This window comes from Acuticoccus mangrovi (genome assembly GCF_016411865.1).
Lineage (GTDB): Bacteria > Pseudomonadota > Alphaproteobacteria > Rhizobiales > Amorphaceae > Acuticoccus > Acuticoccus mangrovi.
In genome coordinates, this window is record NZ_JAEKJA010000006.1 from 78,870 (window position 1) to 97,277 (window position 18,408).

Below are 18,408 nucleotides of genomic sequence, written 5' to 3' on the forward strand. Positions count from 1 at the left end.
GATGCGTCACGGCGGACAGATCCTCGTGGATCAGCTGAAGATCCAGGGTGTCGATCGGGTGTTCTGCGTGCCCGGCGAGAGCTTCCTCGCCGCGCTCGATGGGCTCTATCGTAGCGGCGTCGACGTGGTGAATGCGCGCCAGGAGGGCGGCGCCACCATGATGGCGGAGGCCGACGGCAAGCTCACCGGCCGCCCCGGCGTCGCCTTGGTGACGCGCGGGCCCGGCGCCACCAACGCCTCCTCCGGCGTGCACGTGGCGTTTCAGGATTCCACCCCGATGGTGCTCTTCATCGGCCAGGTGGGCGCCGACATGAAGGATCGCGAGGCGTTCCAGGAGGTGGACTACAGGGCGATGTTCGGTCCGCTCGCCAAGTGGGTCGCCGAGATCGACACGCCCGAGCGCATCCCCGAATATGTCAGCCACGCCTTCCACGTGGCGATGTCCGGTCGGCCGGGCCCGGTGGTGCTGTCGCTGCCCGAAACGATGCTGTCGGCCCACGCCGCCACGGCCGACGTGCCGCCCGCCAACCCCGCCATCGCGGCGCCGTCGGCGGATGCGGTGGCCGAAGCCGCCCGTCTCCTCGCCGCCGCGGATCGGCCGCTCATCGTGGTCGGTGGCCCGGGCTGGTCCCCCGAGATCGCCGCGGGTTTGAAGACCTTCGCCGAGACCGCCGACATTCCCGTCGCCGTGACGCTGCGCTGCCAGGACTATTTCGACAGCCGCTCGCCCCAGGCGGTCGGCGACATGGGCGTCGCGATCAGCCCCTCGCTCGCCAAGACGGTGCGCGAGGCCGACGTGGTGCTCGTCGTCGGCGCCCGCCTCGGCGAGATGACGACGCAGGGCTACACCCTCTTCAACGTGCCGGTGCCCGATCAGACGCTGATTCACGTCTACCCCTCGGGCGACGAGATCGGCCGGGTCTATCGGCCCGATCTCGGCATCGTCTCGGCGTCGGGGCCGTTCCTGTCGGCGCTCGCGGCGGCGTGGCCGGCCGGGGCGCGCGGCCCCGCCCATTGGCGCGAGGCGGCACGCGCCGGCTTCGAGGCCTGGCGCACGCCCAAGGAGACGCCGGGCAGGGTGAAGCTCGAACAGGTGGTGCGCCACCTCGCCGAGCGGCTGCCGGACGACGCCATCATCACCAATGGCGCGGGCAACTACTCGGCCTGGGTGCATCGCTACTACGCGTTCCGCAGCTGGCGCACGCAGCTCGCCCCGACGTCGGGCTCGATGGGCTACGGCCTGCCCGCCGCCATCGCCGCCAAGCTGCGCTATCCGGAGCGCATCGCGGTGTGCTTCGCCGGGGACGGCTGCTTCCAGATGACGTGCCAGGAGTTCGGCACAGCCGCCCAGACCGGCGCGGCGCTGGTGGTGATCGTCTGCGACAACGGCATGTACGGCACCATCCGCATGCACCAGGAGCGGAATTATCCGGGCCGCACCTCCGGCACCACGCTCAGCAATCCCGACTTCGCGAAGCTTGCCGAAAGCTACGGCGGCTTCGGCGCCGTGGTGCGCGACGGGGCCGACTTCCCCGACGCCTTCGAGGAGGCGGTGCGCTCGGCGCGTCCGGCGATCCTCCACCTTCACACCGATCCGGAGGCGCTGTCGCCGGCGCTGGTGCTGTCGGAGATGGCCGCCGGCTGAGGCCGGTGCCGTCCGCGGGTTCGACGGCCCGCCGGCCGAAGCCGGCGCTCTTCCGCGAATTCGTCATAGGACCACCGGCCGGGGCCGGTGGTCGCCGCGGGTTCAAAGGGCCACCGGCCGAAGCCGGTGGCCGGGCGGCTCAGCCGCGCCCTTCGGCGAGCTCGGGATGGAACTGGCGCGGGTGGAGCTGGCCGAGCCAGGTCTCCGTCAGCGCCTCGCCGTCCTTTTCGAGATAGGCGCGGATGTCCACGGTGGAGACGCCGGGCTCGACCTCGATGTCGAACATCATCCGCCAGCCGGTGCCCGAGACGATGGGGTAGGCGGACGAGTCGACGATCTGCGCGCCGTTGCCCACCGACACCACCGGCGTCACGCCGTCCTCGCGCGTGAGGCCCTTGAGCGGAGCCCCGGCGAAGTCGATCACATATTTGGTGAGGCCGGCCGGTCGGGGCTGGCCCGGCACGCCGCCGGGGCCGATGCGGGTCGCCGTGGTGGTCGCGAGCTTGGTCGGGTAGGGCTCGGCGCGGTTCCAGTGGAGGCGATAGCGGTAGGTCATCGAGGTGCCGGCCTCCGGCAGGTCCGCCGGTAGCCAGTAGGCGACGATGTTGTCGTAGATCTCGTCGTCGGTCGGGATCTCCACGAGCTGAACGGCGCCCTTGCCCCAGTCGCCCACCGTCTCGATCCACACCGAGGGGCGGCGGTTATAGAACACGCCGTCGTCCTGATAGTGCGTGAAGTCGCGGTCGCGCTGGAGGAGGCCGAAGCCCTTGATGTGGTCGTCGAAGAAGGACGACGTCACCACCCGGTCGGGGTTGTTGAGTGGCCGCCAGATCCGCTCGCCGGAGCCGGAGGCGATGGCGAGGCCGTCCGAATCGTGCACCTCCGGCCGCCAGTCGCGCCCGTTGATGCGGTTCGCCTCCGAATACCAGAACATCGAGGTGAGGGGGGCGATGCCCACCCGCTCCACCGGTTTGCGGAAGTGCAGCGAGGCGGTGATGTCGAGGATCTGGCCGTCGTCGTTCGCCGCCACCATGCGGTAGGCGCCGGTCACGCTCGGGCTGTCGAGCAGGGCGTAGATCACTGCGTCGCTGCCGTCGTCCCCGGGCGCGATGTAGAACTCGGTGAAGCGGGGGAACTCCTCCGGTGTCGAGAGGCCCGTGTCGAGCGCCAGGCCGCGGGCGGAGAGGCCATATTGGGTGTCGGAGCCGTCGGTACGGAAGTAGGCGCCGCCGAGGAAGGAGATCCAGTCGGTCTTGAGGTCCGGCCGCATGATGCGGAAGCCGGCGAAGCCCGCATCGCCCGAGATCTTATGGGCGGGGCTGTCCTGCGGCATCGAGAAGTAGCGGTCCTGATCGTAGAGGACCTCGCGCGAGGTGCCGTGGTCGACGACGCTGATCTTCACCGGCTCGCGGAAGTAGCGGCCGAGGTGGAAGAACTGGAGCGGGGCGGTCTCGCCCGCCTCGACCGTCGCCGCCTCGCGAAACTTGATCTTCCAGTGGGCGTCGTAGTCGATCGCCTCGTAGGCGGCCGGATCGTCGATCACGGTGGGCTTGAACGGCTCGGCGGCGAGGGTCTGGGCACGCTGGTCGAGGCGTTCGAACGAGAAGGGTGTTGCCGGGCCGTAGAGCGGCTTCGCCGCGGCCGGCGCGCCGGAGGCGATCGTTGCTGCGAGCAGGGCGATGTATGCCGGGCGCCGGCAACGGGAAAGGAGAAGTCGCATATGGTCACTCCGCTGCGGATCCTGGGGACGTGTAGAGCGATTGGCGAGAATCAAGCCATACAATCGTCGCGTCGCCTACCAGACTTGCCGGCGGATAGATCGTGCCACCGTGGCGATCCGATGGCGGGGTGGGATATCCTGTCGCTTCCCCGGGATATTCCCTTCCCCCGAGCCACACCCTAGAATTGTTGCCATCGATGTGGGCACAGTTTGCCGGAATGTGTTGCCGCACGTGGCTGTTTCTTGGAAAGTTGAGTCGTCCGTCATGAAGAACGACAATGAATTGAAGCGACTGGTTCATCGACGGAGGGGAGGGAAGCATGGCGGATTGTGAGGCAGAAATTGCCCGAATCGAAAACCGTCTGAGGGCTCTCGAGCAGGCCGTCGAGATGCTGCGGTCCGGGCACTCCGGCGCCGGCGTGGTGGAGCCGGAGACGCCGCACGGCGCCGCCGAGCCGCCGAGCCGCGAGGTGATCGTGTTCGACGATAGTTTTTCCGATCCCGCCTTCTACCCGGTGGAGCGGCGCGGGTCCGACGGGTTGGTGTTCCGCTGGATGGGACGGCAGGACGAGGCCACCATCCCGACGAAGATCAACCGCGCGAGCCCGGTTCGCATCGAGGTGCACCTCGCCCACTTCATCGACACGGTCGCCCTCGACGGGCTGCGCATCGGCATCGACGGGCGCTACGCCTACAATTACTCCACCAAAGTGTTCGACAGCGGCAACACGCTGAAGACGGCCGAGTTCGACTTCTACGACGACGACCCGGACGATCTGATCGTCGTCAACCTCAAGGTGCTGACCAAGACGGATCTGTCCGACCGCGGCGACAATCGCACATTGGCGGTCGCCGTCCACAAGCTGGTCGTGCAGAAGATCTAGCGCGGGTCCGGCCGTCGCGGCGTCGCGCGGTGGCGGTTCGGAATCATCGAGGGACGAAACCGGCATTCCCCCTGCATATTCATGCCGATGGCAGGGCGGATGGCGGATGCTGCTGCCGGTATTCATGATGATAGGCTGGTGATGCACCTCCATTTGACGTCCCTGACGAATTGGCCAACATGGTCGATGTGCTGCTGATTCTTGCTCAGGTCGGGGTCTACTATGGCGCGATGCTCGCCCTGTTCAGGATGCGGGCGACGCTCGGTATCGGGACGTTCTTCTGCGCCCTGTGCGCGCTGACCTTCGCCGAGACCTATCTCGCGATGAACGTGCTCGTGACGGTCGGCGGGCTCACCTATTCGCCGGGATCGGTGCTGTTGTTCGCCGGCAAGCTGCCGCTTCTCCTGCTCGTCTATATCCGTGAGGACGCGCAGACCGTCCGCCAGCCGATCTACGGGCTCCTGATCGGCAACCTCCTCATCGTCGTGCTCGCCGTGCTGATCACCTGGCAGGAGCCGGGCGGCGGCGGCGCGATTGACGAGGCGATGAGCGCCATCGCGTCCTCGGCGTGGCTGTCGGCGTGGGGCACCTTCCTGCTCTTCGTCGACTGCATCGCCATCATCCTGCTCTACGAGCGGATCTCCCGGCACAGGCGGCTGCCGCTGTTCCTGCGGCTGTGGATCACGGTGTCGCTCGTTCTCGCCGCGGATCACGTCGCGTTCTTCACCGCGCTCAACATCTACTTCGGCGTGCCGATGTCGGCGGGCGTCGGCGGTATGGTCGGCAAGCTGGTGAGCGCCGGTCTCTACTGCGCGATTCTGTGGGGCTATCTGCGCTTCACCGAGAATGGCGAGGCGGGCGACTTCTCCCGGCCGCGCCTCGTCGACGTGTTCGAGGTCCTGACCTACCGCCAGCGCTTCGAGGCGCTGGAGATGGCGAGCCGCATCGACGTGCTCACCGGCGCGCGCACGCGGCTCGCCTTCACCGAGGAGGTGCCCCGCTACGTGCAGCGGGCGTTGGAGAACGGGACGAGCCTCGGCGTCCTGGTCGTCGATCTCGACCGCTTCAAGCAGGTCAACGACACCTACGGCCATTCCGCCGGCGACCTCGCGCTGGTGTTTTTCGTGGACGTGATGACGAACGCCGTCGACGGCACCGATCTCATCTATCGCGTCGGGGGCGACGAATTCGCCATCATCCTCCTCGGCCAGAAGGAGGGTGGGACGGCGCGCGTCGCCGAGGAGTTGCAGCACGCGATACGCGAGGCGCGGATGGAGGAGCCGCCGGGTTCGGTGTCGGCGAGCATCGGCTGGGCGAGTCTGCGGGGCGACGGCTACACGCTGAAGGAGCTCGTCGATGTGGCCGACCGTCGCCTCTATGAAGAGAAGGCGCGCTGCGGCATCGATCTCAGCCACGCGTGAGGCGGCACCCCGGGAGCATCCCGCGCTCCGCTTCGGCGGGACGGGCTCCGGCGTCATGCCGCTGAGAGGCAGACGACCTATCGAGGGGGCGACCCCCGTCGGTGGCATGACCAGCGTTTCTTCCGGGACGAGACGGGCCTACGCTTTGGCGGGCGAGGTGGGGTGATTCGCTGGAGGACGGCCAATGCTGCTGAAGTTCACGGTGGAGGGCGAGACCATCGGCGTCACGCCGAGCCAGGTGGTGATCGCCGGCTGGACGGGGCGGGACATGGCGGCCGTGCAGCATCACATCGACGAGCTCGCGGCGATCGGCGTGCCGCCGCCGAGCACGGTGCCGCTCTACTACCGCGTCGGCGCCGCGCTGGTGACCCAGGCCGACACCATCGACGTCGTGGGCGGCGGCTCGTCCGGCGAGGTTGAGCCGGTGCTGGTGGTGACCGGACGTGGCCTGCTTCTCACCGTCGGCTCCGATCACACCGACCGCGACCTCGAGGCCCACTCCATCGCCTTCTCCAAGCAGCTCGCCGGCAAGCCCATCGGCCGGCATGCGGTGCGCCTCGCCACGGTGGCGGACGTCGACGCGCTGGAGCTCTCGTCCCAGATCAGCGACGACGGCGAGAGCTTCGCCGTCTATCAGCGCGGCACGGTGCGGGCGATTCGGCCGCTCGACGAGCTGATCGAGGGGGCGCGGGCGGCGCTCGGCGGGCTGCCGGAGGGGACCATCATCTTCTGCGGCACCGTGCCGACGACGTCCGGCGAGATCGTCCCGTCGATCCACTTCCGCGGCGCGCTGCGCGATCCGGCGACCGGCGAGACGCTCGACGTGCGCTATGCCGTCAACCGGCTTCCGGTGGTGAGCTGAGCCCGGTCAGATGATCATGCTGTAGGGATCGTCCACGGCGCTGCCGTGGGCGACGCGGGTGAGGCCGGTGACGGCCCGTGCCACCACCCAGATGGCGATGAGCGGAAAGAGCAGGAGCCCGACGCCGGCGAAGGAAAGCCCGTAGGCGATCACGTTGGCGATGAGACCGATCCAGAAGGTGCGGATCTGATAGGTGTAGTGCGTCGCGAGCCAGGCCGGGGGATGGGACCTGCGGCCCTGGTGGGCGAACACCACCCCGAGGATCGCGGCGAAGGGAATGGCAAGGCTCGCCAAATAGGCCGCATAGATCAGCTTGACGTTGACGACGCTCGGCCGAAACCACGGGATTCGGCCGCGCGGGGACTGGCGCTTCTGCTCCTCCCCGCCGCCTCGGGCCGACGTGTCGGCGGGGCGGGTGGCCGCCGCGTCCGCCGGCGGCTCGCTCTCCTTGGCGGGGCGCTTGCGGCTGCGGCCGGAGCCGCCGGTGCCCGTCCGGGGAACGCTCGGGCCGGAACTGGGGCGCGGAGGGTCGCGATCTATCATCCTGGGAACAACCGCGGGGGCGGTGTCTGCGTTCACTGAACGTCGGGGCATCGCGTGTCTCACAATTCGCGCGGATCAGGAGAACCTAGCACACGGACGTTGCCGAGGGGTTTCCCATCCTAGCCCGAGCCGCGGCGATCCGGCCAGAGGAGTGTGGCGTTAACCACCCCTTGCGGAGCGATCGGCCCGAGGGGGGTGGCGCCGGCGCACCGCCCGTCGTCCCTCAGCGGCCGAGCTGTCCGGGGTTGAGGATCCCCTCCGGATCGAAGGCCTGACGCAGCCGGCCCGCGAGGGCGGCAATGCCGGTGGCGGTGGGCTGGAAGGTCGGCACGGCGGCGCGTACCGCCGGCGGCGCCCGCAGCAGCGTGGCGTGCCCGCCGCCGGCCCGGCGGATCGCCTCGCGCAGAGCGGCGGCACCCGCATCGCCCACCGCCGGCGTCTCGACGAGAAGGAGGCCGCCGGCCCAGTCGAACATCACCCGCGAGCCGGTGGGAAGGGCGGCGGCGACGCGCGGCCCCATCGTCGGCGCCACCGAGCAGCGCCAGACGGCGCCGTCGGTCCCGACGAAGGGCGTGGCGTCGCGCACCTTCGGCCACAGCGCCGCCGACGCCTCGCGTTCCAGGAGGCGTGGCCCGTGCGATTTGAGGAGGCCCTCGAGCATGGCACGGCGGGAGGCGACGGAGGGGCCGAAGCCCTCGAGGCGCAGGAGCGTCGCCGCGCCCTTGGCGTCCGGCACGATGGCGGCGACGTCGGCGGGCAGATGCGCTGCTCCCGAAACGTCGGCCGAGGAGCCCATCGCCTGCGCCATCGCGCCGACGGCGGCCTCGGCGGCGAGGCCGTCGAGAACCACGGTCGCCTCCGTCTCCGGCCGCGGCAGCACCTTGACGGTGAGGAGGGTCGCGACGGCGAGGGTGCCCCAGGAGCCGGCGAGGGCGCGGGCGAGGTCGTAGCCCGTCACGTTCTTCACCACGCGCCCGCCCGCCTTGAAGGTCTCGCCGCGGCCCGACACGGCTTCGACGCCCAGCATGTGATCGCGCACCGCCCCGGCGGTCAGCCGGCGCGGCCCTGCGAAGTTGGTGCCGAAGGTACCGCCGAACGTCGCGGTGCCGGAGCTGCCGAGAAGGGGGGCGAAGGACGGCGGCTCGAAGGCGAGCATCTGGTTGGCCTCGTCGAGCGCGGCGGTGACCTCGGCCATGGGGGTGCCGGGTTTCAGGGTGAGCACCAGCTCCTCCGGCTCGTAGGCGACGATGCCGGAGAGGCCGGCGAGGGTGAGGGTGTGGCCGGTCTGGATCGGCGGGGCGACCGAAGCCTTCGTGCCGCCGCCGATCACCCGAAGCGGCTCGCGTGCGGAGACGGCCCAGGCGACCGCGTCGCGGACCTCGCCGGCGGTCCGCGGCGTCAACGTGCTCTCCAAGGCTCAGTCTCCGCTCGTCTTGCCGGCGTCGGCCGGTGTCTCTGCCGGTGTCTCTGCCGGTGTCTCTGCCGGTGTCTTGGGCGCTGCCGTGGGGGCGGTGGCGGGCGCGGGGTCGCACGGAAACGTCTCGGCGAGGATGAAGTGGAACACCGTCGCCGTCGGCAGGTCCGCGGGTGCGCCGCGTTCGATGGCGGCGGCCATCATGTCCATCATCTCCACGAGGGTGACGGGCCGCGGCAGGCAGTAGGGCCGGTCGTTGCCGTTGGCGATCGAGGCGGTGGTGTAGCCCTCGATGAGGCCGGCGACGAAGGCGAGGCAGATATAGTTCACGTCCGGCCGCGTGCCGGTCGTGTCGGCGCGGGCGTCGCAATTCTTCAGAAAGTTGCCGGCGGTCTTCAGATAGTCCCCGCTCGCGGCGGGCGGGGTCTGGTCCTGCGCGGCGGCGGGCTGTGTCGCCGCGAGCGCCAGAAGCAGGGCGCTCGCCGCGGGACGGAGAGGAAGGCGGGCCATCCGTCAGAACCTCGGAATGTCGGGAAAGGGGAGCTGGCCGTGGTGGACGTGCATCCGCCCGAGTTCGGCACAGCGGTGGAGCGTCGGGAACACCTTGCCCGGATTGAGGAGGTGGCCGGCGTCGAAGGCGCACTTCACGCGCTGCTGCTGCTTCAGGTCGTCCTCGGAGAACATCGCATCCATCAGGTCGCGCTTTTCCACCCCGACCCCGTGCTCGCCGGTGAGGCAGCCCCCCACCTCCACGCAGAGGCGCAGGATGTCGGCGCCGAACGCTTCGGCGCGATCGAGCTCGCCCGGCTCGTTGGCATCGAACAGGATGAGGGGGTGGAGGTTGCCGTCGCCGGCATGGAAGACGTTGGCGACGCGCAGCCCGTGCTTCTGGGAAAGCTCGGCCATGCGCTTCAGCACGGTGGGCAGCTCGCGGCGGGGGATGGTGCCGTCCATGCACATATAGTCGGGCGAGATGCGCCCGACGGCGGGGAAGGCGGCCTTGCGCCCGGCCCAGAAGGTGGCGCGCTCCTCCTCGCTTTCCGACACGCGGCAGTGGGTGGCACCGTGCGCGCGGCCGATCCTCTCCACCTCGCCGAGGAGGTGGTCGACCTCCACCTGCGGCCCGTCGAGCTCGACGATGAGGAGAGCGTCGACGTCGCGCGGGTAGCCGGCGTGCACGAAGTCCTCCGCCGCGTGGATCGCCGGCCGGTCCATCATCTCCATGCCGCCGGGGATGATGCCGGCGGCGATGATGGCGGCGACGCAGCGCCCGGCGTCCTCGGCGTCGGGAAAGCCGATGAGCACCGCTCGCGCCGTCTCGGGGGAACGCAGGATCCGCACCGTGACCTCGGTGACGACCCCGAGGAGGCCTTCCGAGCCCACCATGAAGGCGAGCCAGTCGTAACCTTCCTGGTCGAGATGCTTGCCGCCGAAGCGCAGCACCTCGCCCTCGATGGTGACGACCTCGAGGCCGAGCACGTTGTTGGTGGTGAGGCCGTATTTGAGGCAGTGCACGCCGCCGGAATTCTCCGCCACGTTGCCGCCGATGGAGCAGGCGATCTGGGACGAGGGGTCGGGAGCGTAGTAGAAGCCGGCGTGGGCGACGGCCTGCGTCACCGCGAGGTTGGTCACGCCGGGCTGCACCGTGGCGGTGCGGTTGTCGAAGTCGATGTCGAGGATGCGGTTGAAGCGCATCATCGACAACAGCACCGCGTCGGCGAGGGGCAGGGCGCCGCCCGACAGGCTGGTGCCGGCGCCGCGCGGCACCACGCGGATGTTGTTCTCGTGGCAGTAGCGCAGCACGGCGGCGACCTGCTCCACCGTTTCGGGCAGCACCACCACGAACGGCATCTGGCGATAGGCGGTGAGGCCGTCGGTTTCGTAGGGGCGCATCCCGGTCTCGTGGTCGACCGTGCCCTCGCCGGGCACGATGGCCCTCAGCGCGGCCACGATCTCGGCGCGCCGGGCCAGGGTGGCGGCCTCCGGCGCGGGCATCGCAAGACTGGACATCGCGAGCCTCCCTCGTTGTTGTTGCACCGGAACGTGGCCGGCGGGTTGGGGCATTTGCACCCCGTTTCGATGGTCCATGCAAGGGCGGTGGGGGAGATCCCGTCCACCGCCCGTTCGCCACGCGCGAGCACGGCGCCCTCGGCCCCTGCCTCGCGGCGTCCGCCACGCCCTGTGGCCGGGCTGATGCGGTCGCCGCGAGGCAGGGGCCGAGGGCGCCGATCGCCGTCGTCCAGGTTGCGCGTCGCCGCGCTTTCCCTCTAGATGCGCGCGACGTGTTGCGGCTTCGAAGAGGGTTCCATGGCCAACACCCCGGAATATGTGTTCGACACCAATGGCGAGCCGCCGCGCAGCGAACTCGCCGACCATATGCGCACCTACGAGGCGTTCCTGTCGCTGATGAAGTGGGGGATCATCTTGATTGCGCTGCTCTTGATCGGCATGGCAGTATTCCTCCTGTAATACCCTGACACAGCTTATAATTCTTCCAAAGACCTGGGGAGGCGAGCTTGAAAATCGCCGTAGCGGCGGAAGCCGACGATACGCGCGTCGCCGCCACGCCCGACGTGGTGAAGCGCTATGTGGGGCTGGGGGCCGAGGTGGCCGTCCAGAAGGGCGCGGGCGCCGACGCGCGAATCACCGATGAGGCGTTCGCCGAGGCCGGCGCGACGCTCGTCGCCGACGGTGCCGCCGCCGTGGCGGACGCGGACGTCGTCCTCACCGTGCGCCGCCCCACCGCCGAGCTTCTCGCCGCGATGAAGAAGGGTGCCATCGTGGTGGGGGCGCTCGACCCGTTCGGCCCCGAGGCCGGGCTGAAGGCGATGGCCGACGCCGGCGTCGCTGCCGTCGCCATGGAACTGATGCCGCGCATCACGCGCGCCCAGTCGATGGACATCCTGTCGAGCCAGGCGAACCTTGCCGGCTACCAGGCGGTGATCGACGCCGCCGAGGTGTTCGACCGCGCCATCCCGATGATGATGACCGCCGCCGGCACCGTTCCCGCCGCCAAGGTGTTCGTGATGGGGGCGGGCGTCGCCGGCCTGCAGGCGATCGCCACGGCCCGCCGTCTCGGCGCCGCCGTCAGCGCCACCGACGTGCGGCCCGCCGCCAAGGAGCAGGTCGCTTCGCTCGGGGCGAAGTTCGTGGCGGTGGAGAACGAGGAGTTCAAGCAGGCCGAGACCGCCGGCGGCTACGCCAAGGAGATGAGCGACGACTACAAGCGCCAGCAGGCCGAGCTCGTCGCCTCCCACGTCGCCAAGCAGGACATCGTCATCACCACCGCCCTCATTCCCGGCCGACCGGCGCCGAAGCTCGTCTCGGCGGAGATGGTGCGGTCGATGGCGCCGGGCTCGGTGATCGTCGACCTCGCGGTGGAGCGGGGCGGCAACGCGGCAGGCGCCGTCGCGGGCGAGGTGGTCACGGTCGACGGCGTCACCATCATCGGCCACCGCAACGTGCCGGGCCGGATCGCCGCCACGGCGTCGCTGCTCTACGCCAAGAACCTCTTCACCTTCGTCGACACCGTGCTCGTCGACAAGGAGGCCAAGGCGCTCGCTCCCAAGTGGGAGGACGAGGTGGTGACCGCCACCCTCCTCACCCGGGACGGCGCGCTGGTGCATCCGAAGTTCGGCGGGCCGGCGCCGAGCGCGACGAGCGCCGCATGACATGGTGCGGCCTCAGCTCCCGCGGCGCCAGGAAGGATAAGCGATGAAAGCCTATGCCCAGGAGGCGGCCGGGGCCGCCGATCAGGCGGCGACCGCCGCCGACGCCGCCGCCGAGGCGGTGAGCTACGCGACCGGCGGAGCCATCGACCCGACGGTGTTCCGCCTGTCGATCTTCGTGCTGGCGATCTTCGTCGGCTACTATGTGGTGTGGTCGGTCACCCCGGCGCTGCACACGCCGCTGATGAGCGTCACCAACGCCATTTCGTCGGTGATCGTGGTGGGGGCGCTGCTCGCGACCGGGGTGTCGCTCGCCGACGCCGAGGGCGCGCTCTGGGCGAAGATCTTCGGCTTCATCGCGCTGGTCCTCGCGAGCGTGAACATCTTCGGCGGCTTCCTCGTCACCCAGCGCATGCTGGCGATGTACAGGAAGAAGAAGTGATCGACGCGGCGACCGCTCACGCCGCGCGGTCGCTCTCCGTTTTTCACCACCGCCTCGGCCGGACCGGCCCGGGCGGTGACATTGTCTCCGGGCCCGACGGCGCGCCACCGGCCGCCGCTGCCGACCGACTGGATTTCGAGCCATGACCGCCAACCTTGCTGCCATCCTCTATCTCGTCGCGGGCGTCCTGTTCATCCTCGCGCTGCGGGGGCTGTCACACCCCGAAACGTCGCGCCAGGGCAACTATTTCGGCATGATCGGCATGGCGATCGCCGCCGTGACGACGCTGTGGGCGGGGCTGCCCGACATCACCGGCTGGGTGCTGATCGTGCTCGGCGTGGCGATCGGCGGCGGCATCGGCGCGGTGGTCGCCCGCCGCATTCCGATGACGGCGATGCCACAGCTCGTGGCGGCGTTCCACTCGCTGGTGGGTCTTGCCGCCGTGTTTGTGGCGGCGGGCGCCCTCTACGCACCGGAGGCCTTCGGCATCGGCCATCCGGGCCACATCCACGGCATGTCGCTGGTGGAGATGGCGATCGGCGTCGCGGTGGGTGCGCTCACCTTCACCGGCTCGGTCATCGCCTTCGCCAAGCTCGACGGGCGCATGTCCGGCAAGCCGATCATGCTGCCGGGCCGGCACGTCATCAACATCGCGGTGTTCGTCGCCCTCATCGTGCTGATCGTGCTCTTCGTGCAGAGCGATTCGGTGATCGGGCAGCGCGCCCTGTTCTGGGCGATCACCCTCGTCGCGCTGACGCTCGGCGGGCTGATCATCATCCCCATCGGCGGGGCGGACATGCCGGTGGTGGTGTCGATGCTGAACTCCTACTCGGGCTGGGCGGCGGCCGGCATCGGCTTCACCCTCGGCAACACCGCCCTCATCATCACCGGCGCGCTGGTGGGCTCGTCCGGCGCGATCCTCTCCTACATCATGTGCAAGGGGATGAACCGCTCGTTCATCTCGGTGATCCTCGGCGGCTTCGGCGGCGAGTCGGCCGGCCCCGCCGGAGATCTCGGCGACCGCACCGTCAAGCAGGGCTCGGCGGAGGACGCCGCCTTCATCATGAAGAACGCCACTTCGGTGATCATCGTGCCCGGCTACGGCATGGCCGTCGCCCAGGCCCAGCACGCGCTGCGCGAGATGGCCGACGATTTGAAGCGCGAGGGCGTTTCGGTGAAGTACGCGATCCACCCCGTCGCGGGCCGCATGCCCGGCCACATGAACGTGCTCCTCGCCGAGGCGCAGGTGCCCTACGAGGACGTGTTCGAGCTGGAGGACATCAACTCCGAGTTCGCGCAGACGGACGTCGCCTTCGTGATCGGCGCCAACGATGTGACCAACCCGGCCGCGCGGGACGATCCGTCCTCGCCGATCTACGGCATGCCGATCCTCGAGGTCGATCGAGCGAAGACGGTGCTGTTCGTGAAGCGCTCGCTCGGCTCGGGCTACGCCGGCATCGACAACACGCTGTTCTACAAGGACAACACGATGATGCTCTTCGGCGATGCGAAGAAGATGGTCGAAGAGATCGTCAAGGCCTTCTGAGCGCGTCCCCCGCCGGGGGTCCCATCGCCGGACAAAAAGAAGGGGTGCCTGGGGCACCCCTTTGAGTTTGCGGCGGGCCAGAGGGAGAACACCCGCCGGAGCCTTCAGCGCCGGGCGCTGCCGATCGCGATGGTCGTCACGCGGTCGTCCGCGGCCGACCGACCGGCCACCTCCGCCATGGCGATGGTGGCGGCGGGCAGCGGCGTCACGCAGTGAGGATAGTTCGCCCGCGCCGCCGACAGGGTGAGGAGATGGAGGGACGAGGCGAAATAGGTCGACGGACGGAAGCGCTGGAGCGTCGGCGGGAGGGCCGCGCCCCGGGCGGCGCAGGCGGCGAGGGCCGCCACGGCCCGGTAGCCGTTGTCGCCCATCGCCTGCCGCGGCTGATCGTCGGCGAGGTCGTAGTCCTCGGGCATGCCGAGGCCGTTGCGGTTCCACGCCCGGTCGAACGGCTCGAAGAACGCGGTCGGCACTCGCCCCTCCAGCGCCATGTAGAGCGGGATGCGGACCGCGTCGTAGGACGAGCGCGGCGCGGCGGCGACGCCCTTCGCCGGCCGCAGCTGCGATCCGCGCAGGCTGACCCAATCCGGCACCAGGCCGGCGCGGCCGCTGCGCGCGGCATAGGTCAGACGCAACCCCGTCTGCCATGCCTCGAGCCACGGATGTTGGTCGTCGACCTGACGGAAGAGAAGCAGGGCGCCGTACACGTAGTAGGAGAGATTGACGAGCGGCCCTTCGGCATGCTCGTCCGCGGCGAAGCCGAATGCCGCCGGCCGCAGGATGACGAGCCCGTCGCGGCGATAGAGCAGTTTGCGGCCGATCGCGTCGACGATGGGCTCGGCGATCTCCAGATAGCGCGGCGCCTCCCACTTCACCGCCGCCAGCACGAGGCCGTAGGCGATGAGGATGTCGCCGTCCGAGGCGTTGTTGGTGTCGGTGACGGGCGGGTAGGCACGCGGATTGTAGATCCAGCTCACGAGCCCGTCGTTGCGCGTCGCGAGGCTCTCGAAGGTGAAGTCGAGCACGCGGTCGAAGGTGGCGCGGTCGTCGGCGCGCACCGACAGGATGAGGCCATAGCCCTGGCCTTCGCTATGGGACACGTCGCGTCCCTCGCGGTCGATCACGCGGCCACGCTCGTCGATGAAACGGTTCTTGTATTGCGCCCATTCGGCTGGAGCGATGGTGGTAACGACCGCCTCGCTCCAGGCGTTCGCCGGCGCAGGTAGCCCCACAGTTCCCGTAACGCTGAGAAGAACACCAAACAACATGGCGCAAACGGTCATGTTGAACGGGCGTTCTTTGGGGACTTCTTGAGCGATCACCCTCATGCCCGACCTCCCTGTCGAAATAAAGCGGACAGGAAACGGACGAGGGGGCGATGTGGATCTATGCGGGGCGGCTATATCAGGGATCGCACGGGCACGCCTCGCCGAAGCGGTAACGGCTGGCGCGGCGGCCGCTGACCCCTCCCGCCGCGGCCGAGATCCATCGGTTGTTAACCACGCTCGTTTACCATTTGGGCATGGTGGTCTTGCGCGCTCTTCGCTTGCTGTTCGTCGTGCCCGTCCTGTCGGGGGCGGCCGGGGGCTGTGCCCTGTTCCGGCCGATCGAGGTGCGCACGGCCGAGCCCGCCTGCCGCGATATGGGCGACGGGAGCGGTCTACTCGTCTGTCAGGATGGGGGGAGCGTGCGCGTGGTCACGACGACGGGGGTCGACGGTGCGACTCCGCAGTCACCCGAATCGCTCGAGGCACGCGTGCTCGACACGATCGACGTCGCCTCCCTCCCGGTCGGGCGGGAGGGGCCGATGGTGCAGGTCGCCAACCCGTCGATCTCGGCGTGCGTGTCGGCGACCGCGATGGACGAGGCTGCCGTGTCGACGACGCTGACGATGACGTGCCGGCTGACGTTCGACGTGGCGGTGGAGTGAGGCGCCCGTCGGCTCAGTCGCAGGCGACCGGGCGCAGGCTCACATAGTCTTCCTTCACCCGCGTGCGCGTCTCGACATAGACGGCGGGCTTGCGCGTGACGCGATAGCTGTTGCCGCTGACCGACATCGACTTCGACGCGCCGCTCAGGTAGCGGCCCTGGGGATCGACACGGTACTTCGCGGGATAGTAGGTGCCCTCGTAGCAGGCGACGGTGCGGCGGTCGTCCTGCGTGATCTGATAGCTGTCCTCGTTGGGACCGCCGGGGCGGGGGGCGTGGGCCGCGTAATAGACGGTCCTGCCGCTGTGAAAGTCGTCGCCTGCGGCGGCGGGCGCCACGGCGGCGAATGCGCCGCCAATTGCGACACCGGCAACGATCAACATGCGCATCATCTGAAATCTCCCGAAATATGCAGGCTGCGGCGTTGCCGGTCCGGCGCCGCCACCGCGCCACAATCATTGCGCGAACGCCTTATTGTCAACCAAAAATTAACCAATTCGCGGCGGGGACTTATTCGCATCGGCACGGAGCTTGCCGGGCGCTCGGGGTTGCCAGCCGACGACTGGGCTGGGATGGAACAGACCGGATTTCGACCACGGAGGCCCTATGACCACCGATCTCGCCATCGCTCAGCGTGCAACCTTGCGGCCGATCGCGGACGTCGCGGCCACATTGGGCCTCGGCAGCGACGACATCATCCCCTACGGCCACCACAAGGCGAAGCTCGCGCCACACGTGACGGGCGAGCGCGACGGCAAGCTGATCCTCGTCACCGCGATCAGCCCGACGCCGGCGGGAGAGGGCAAGACCACCACCACCATCGGTCTCGCCGATGCGCTGCGCACCGTGGGGGCCGATGCCATGGCCTGTCTGCGCGAGCCCTCGCTCGGACCCTGCTTCGGCGTGAAGGGTGGGGCGACCGGCGGCGGCTACGCCCAGGTGCTGCCGATGGAGGATATCAACCTCCACTTCACCGGCGACTTCCATGCGATCACCTCCGCCCACAACCTGCTGTCGGCGATGATCGACAACCACCTCCATTGGGGCAACGCCGTCGGCCTCGACGTGGGGCGGATCGCCTGGCGCCGCGTGCTCGACATGAACGACCGGGCGTTGCGCGACATCGTGGTGGGTCTCGGCGGGCGCAAGAACGGCGTCACCCGCGAGGCCGGCTTCGACATCACCGTCGCCTCGGAGGTGATGGCGATCCTATGCCTTGCGACCGGCGTTGAGGACCTCAAGGCGCGCCTGTCGCGTATCGTGGTGGGCGAGCGGGCCGACGGCACGCTGGTGCGTGCCGCCGATATCGACGCCTCGGGCGCGATGACCGCGCTGCTCGCCGAAGCCATCCGCCCCAACATCGTGCAGACGCTGGAGGGAACGCCCGTCTTCATTCACGGCGGGCCGTTCGCCAACATCGCCCACGGCTGCAACAGCGTGATCGCGACCAACGCCGCCTTGCGGCTGGCCGACTACGTGGTGACCGAGGCGGGCTTCGGCGCCGATCTCGGTGCGGAGAAGTTCTTCAACATCAAGTGCCGCAAGGCCGGACTGGTGCCGTCGGCCGCCGTGGTGGTGGCGACCGTGCGGGCGCTGAAGATGCACGGCGGGGTGCCGCGCGGCGAGCTCGGCAGCGAGAACGTCGCCGCCGTGCGGGCGGGGGCCGCGAACCTCCTGCGTCACGTCGAGAACGTGCAGCGCTTCGGCGTGCCGGTGACGGTGGCGATCAACCGCTTCACCGCCGACACCGAGGCCGAGCTCGCCGCCGTCGCCGAGGCCGTCTCGGGGCTCGGGGTCAAGGCGATCCTCTGCGAGCACTGGGCGAAGGGTGGCGAGGGGGCCGCCGATCTCGCCCGCGAGGTGCTGCGCCTCACCGAGAGCGAGGGGCAGTTCCACTTCACCTATCCGGATGCCCTGCCGCTGTGGGACAAGATCGAGGCGGTGGCGAAGAGCATCTACCGCGCCGGCGAGGTGGCGGCCGCGCCCGGCGTCCGGGCGAAGCTCGACGCCTGGGAGGCGGCGGGTTTCGGCGAGCTGCCGGTGTGCATGGCGAAGACGCAATCCTCCTTCTCCGCCGATCCCACCCGGCTCGGTGCACCGGAGAATTTCACCCTGCCGATCCGCGACGTGCGGCTTTCCGCCGGAGCCGGCTTCGTGGTCGCTCTCACGGGCGAGCTGATGACGATGCCGGGGCTTCCCCGCCACCCGGCGGCGGAGCGGATCGACGTGGTGGACGGCAGGATCGAAGGCCTCTTCTAGCCACCCCGTCGCAACCGGGGAGAAGCTGCGGCGCGGCTTGCTGCGGGCCACCAAAAGCTCCAAGAGTGAGGCGCA

The 18,408-nt window shown here is 69.4% G+C and carries 17 protein-coding genes; 10 read left to right on the forward strand and 7 right to left on the reverse strand.

The features are described 5' to 3' along the window. Position 1: 1 nt before the first annotated feature. Positions 2–1,645: a thiamine pyrophosphate-binding protein gene (locus JCR33_RS08370; protein ID WP_198881599.1), complete on the forward strand. Its 1,644-nt coding sequence runs from the start codon at positions 2–4 to the stop codon at positions 1,643–1,645. Positions 1,646–1,784: 139 nt separating this feature from the next. Here the strand turns inward: JCR33_RS08370 and JCR33_RS08375 are convergent, their stop codons facing one another. After that, a complete protein-coding gene (locus tag JCR33_RS08375) occupies positions 1,785–3,365 on the reverse strand; it encodes a glucan biosynthesis protein (protein ID WP_198881600.1) in 1,581 nt (526 codons plus the stop codon). A gap of 389 nt (positions 3,366–3,754) precedes the next feature. On the opposite strand from JCR33_RS08375, the gene JCR33_RS08380 reads away from it, so the two are divergent. From JCR33_RS08380 to JCR33_RS08390, 3 genes are all read left to right on the forward strand, one after another. Next, positions 3,755–4,249, forward strand: coding sequence for a hypothetical protein (locus JCR33_RS08380; protein ID WP_198881601.1), 495 nt, complete (start codon positions 3,755–3,757; stop codon positions 4,247–4,249). 179 nt (positions 4,250–4,428) lie between these two features. Continuing rightward, on the forward strand, positions 4,429–5,670 hold the full coding sequence (locus tag JCR33_RS08385; protein WP_211110160.1) for a GGDEF domain-containing protein: 1,242 nt from the start codon (positions 4,429–4,431) through the stop codon (positions 5,668–5,670). A gap of 184 nt (positions 5,671–5,854) precedes the next feature. After that, positions 5,855–6,532 (forward strand): DUF2848 domain-containing protein, encoded by a 678-nt coding sequence (locus JCR33_RS08390; protein ID WP_198881603.1) that lies wholly within the window; start codon positions 5,855–5,857, stop codon positions 6,530–6,532. A 6-nt stretch (positions 6,533–6,538) separates the two neighbouring features. On the opposite strand, the gene JCR33_RS08395 is transcribed toward JCR33_RS08390, so the two are convergent. The 4 genes from JCR33_RS08395 to JCR33_RS08410 all read right to left on the reverse strand — a co-directional run bounded on the left by JCR33_RS08395 (position 6,539) and on the right by JCR33_RS08410 (position 10,499). Then, positions 6,539–7,075 carry a DUF4870 family protein gene (locus tag JCR33_RS08395; protein WP_198881604.1) on the reverse strand — a complete coding sequence of 179 codons (537 nt, stop codon included), beginning with the start codon at positions 7,073–7,075 and terminating at the stop codon, positions 6,539–6,541. A 223-nt stretch (positions 7,076–7,298) separates the two neighbouring features. After that, positions 7,299–8,477, reverse strand: a complete 1,179-nt coding sequence (locus tag JCR33_RS08400; RefSeq protein WP_211110161.1) for an FAD-binding protein — start codon at positions 8,475–8,477, stop codon at positions 7,299–7,301. Between the two features lie 15 nt (positions 8,478–8,492). Then, positions 8,493–8,999 carry a Rap1a/Tai family immunity protein gene (locus tag JCR33_RS08405; RefSeq protein ID WP_198881606.1) on the reverse strand — a complete coding sequence of 169 codons (507 nt, stop codon included), beginning with the start codon at positions 8,997–8,999 and terminating at the stop codon, positions 8,493–8,495. Positions 9,000–9,002: 3 nt separating this feature from the next. Continuing rightward, a complete protein-coding gene (locus JCR33_RS08410) occupies positions 9,003–10,499 on the reverse strand; it encodes an FAD-linked oxidase C-terminal domain-containing protein (protein ID WP_198881607.1) in 1,497 nt (498 codons plus the stop codon). A 297-nt stretch (positions 10,500–10,796) separates the two neighbouring features. On the opposite strand from JCR33_RS08410, the gene JCR33_RS08415 reads away from it, so the two are divergent. The 4 genes from JCR33_RS08415 to JCR33_RS08430 all read left to right on the forward strand — a co-directional run bounded on the left by JCR33_RS08415 (position 10,797) and on the right by JCR33_RS08430 (position 14,145). Then, positions 10,797–10,958, forward strand: a complete 162-nt coding sequence (locus JCR33_RS08415) for an aa3-type cytochrome c oxidase subunit IV (RefSeq protein ID WP_198881608.1) — start codon at positions 10,797–10,799, stop codon at positions 10,956–10,958. 47 nt (positions 10,959–11,005) lie between these two features. Beyond that, positions 11,006–12,160 carry a Re/Si-specific NAD(P)(+) transhydrogenase subunit alpha gene (locus JCR33_RS08420; RefSeq protein WP_198881609.1) on the forward strand — a complete coding sequence of 385 codons (1,155 nt, stop codon included), beginning with the start codon at positions 11,006–11,008 and terminating at the stop codon, positions 12,158–12,160. 43 nt (positions 12,161–12,203) lie between these two features. Next, entirely contained in the window at positions 12,204–12,599 is a 396-nt protein-coding gene (locus JCR33_RS08425) for a proton-translocating transhydrogenase family protein (RefSeq protein WP_198881610.1), read from the forward strand. A gap of 142 nt (positions 12,600–12,741) precedes the next feature. Continuing rightward, positions 12,742–14,145: an NAD(P)(+) transhydrogenase (Re/Si-specific) subunit beta gene (locus JCR33_RS08430; protein ID WP_198881611.1), complete on the forward strand. Its 1,404-nt coding sequence runs from the start codon at positions 12,742–12,744 to the stop codon at positions 14,143–14,145. Between the two features lie 104 nt (positions 14,146–14,249). Here the strand turns inward: JCR33_RS08430 and JCR33_RS08435 are convergent, their stop codons facing one another. Then, a complete protein-coding gene (locus JCR33_RS08435; RefSeq protein ID WP_198881612.1) occupies positions 14,250–15,413 on the reverse strand; it encodes a glycosyl hydrolase family 8 in 1,164 nt (387 codons plus the stop codon). Positions 15,414–15,676: 263 nt separating this feature from the next. Between JCR33_RS08435 and JCR33_RS08440 the strand changes: the two genes are divergently transcribed. Next, positions 15,677–16,075, forward strand: a complete 399-nt coding sequence (locus tag JCR33_RS08440; protein ID WP_198881613.1) for a hypothetical protein — start codon at positions 15,677–15,679, stop codon at positions 16,073–16,075. A gap of 13 nt (positions 16,076–16,088) precedes the next feature. Here the strand turns inward: JCR33_RS08440 and JCR33_RS08445 are convergent, their stop codons facing one another. Further along, entirely contained in the window at positions 16,089–16,466 is a 378-nt protein-coding gene (locus JCR33_RS08445) for a hypothetical protein (protein WP_198881614.1), read from the reverse strand. 214 nt (positions 16,467–16,680) lie between these two features. Here JCR33_RS08445 and JCR33_RS08450 point away from each other — a divergent pair, with 214 nt between their 5' ends. Next, the gene (locus JCR33_RS08450; RefSeq protein WP_198881615.1) at positions 16,681–18,333 is read left to right on the forward strand and encodes a formate--tetrahydrofolate ligase; all 1,653 of its coding nucleotides are present in this window, start codon (positions 16,681–16,683) and stop codon (positions 18,331–18,333) included. Positions 18,334–18,408 lie beyond the last annotated feature (75 nt).

What these genes read in the sequence shown, in the direction of transcription:
- JCR33_RS08375 (WP_198881600.1), bottom strand. Translation starts at nt 3,365, where the DNA reads ATGCGACTTCTCCTTTCCCGTTGCCGGCGCCCGGCATACATCGCCCTG.
- JCR33_RS08450 (WP_198881615.1), top strand. Translation starts at nt 16,681, where the DNA reads ATGACCACCGATCTCGCCATCGCTCAGCGTGCAACCTTGCGGCCGATC.
- JCR33_RS08430 (WP_198881611.1), top strand. Translation starts at nt 12,742, where the DNA reads ATGACCGCCAACCTTGCTGCCATCCTCTATCTCGTCGCGGGCGTCCTG.
- JCR33_RS08410 (WP_198881607.1), bottom strand. Translation starts at nt 10,499, where the DNA reads ATGTCCAGTCTTGCGATGCCCGCGCCGGAGGCCGCCACCCTGGCCCGG.
- JCR33_RS08415 (WP_198881608.1), top strand. Translation starts at nt 10,797, where the DNA reads ATGGCCAACACCCCGGAATATGTGTTCGACACCAATGGCGAGCCGCCG.
- JCR33_RS08445 (WP_198881614.1), bottom strand. Translation starts at nt 16,466, where the DNA reads ATGATGCGCATGTTGATCGTTGCCGGTGTCGCAATTGGCGGCGCATTC.
- JCR33_RS08385 (WP_211110160.1), top strand. Translation starts at nt 4,429, where the DNA reads ATGGTCGATGTGCTGCTGATTCTTGCTCAGGTCGGGGTCTACTATGGC.
- JCR33_RS08370 (WP_198881599.1), top strand. Translation starts at nt 2, where the DNA reads ATGCGTCACGGCGGACAGATCCTCGTGGATCAGCTGAAGATCCAGGGT.
- JCR33_RS08395 (WP_198881604.1), bottom strand. Translation starts at nt 7,075, where the DNA reads ATGATAGATCGCGACCCTCCGCGCCCCAGTTCCGGCCCGAGCGTTCCC.
- JCR33_RS08435 (WP_198881612.1), bottom strand. Translation starts at nt 15,413, where the DNA reads ATGTTGTTTGGTGTTCTTCTCAGCGTTACGGGAACTGTGGGGCTACCT.
- JCR33_RS08425 (WP_198881610.1), top strand. Translation starts at nt 12,204, where the DNA reads ATGAAAGCCTATGCCCAGGAGGCGGCCGGGGCCGCCGATCAGGCGGCG.
- JCR33_RS08390 (WP_198881603.1), top strand. Translation starts at nt 5,855, where the DNA reads ATGCTGCTGAAGTTCACGGTGGAGGGCGAGACCATCGGCGTCACGCCG.
- JCR33_RS08380 (WP_198881601.1), top strand. Translation starts at nt 3,755, where the DNA reads ATGCTGCGGTCCGGGCACTCCGGCGCCGGCGTGGTGGAGCCGGAGACG.
- JCR33_RS08405 (WP_198881606.1), bottom strand. Translation starts at nt 8,999, where the DNA reads ATGGCCCGCCTTCCTCTCCGTCCCGCGGCGAGCGCCCTGCTTCTGGCG.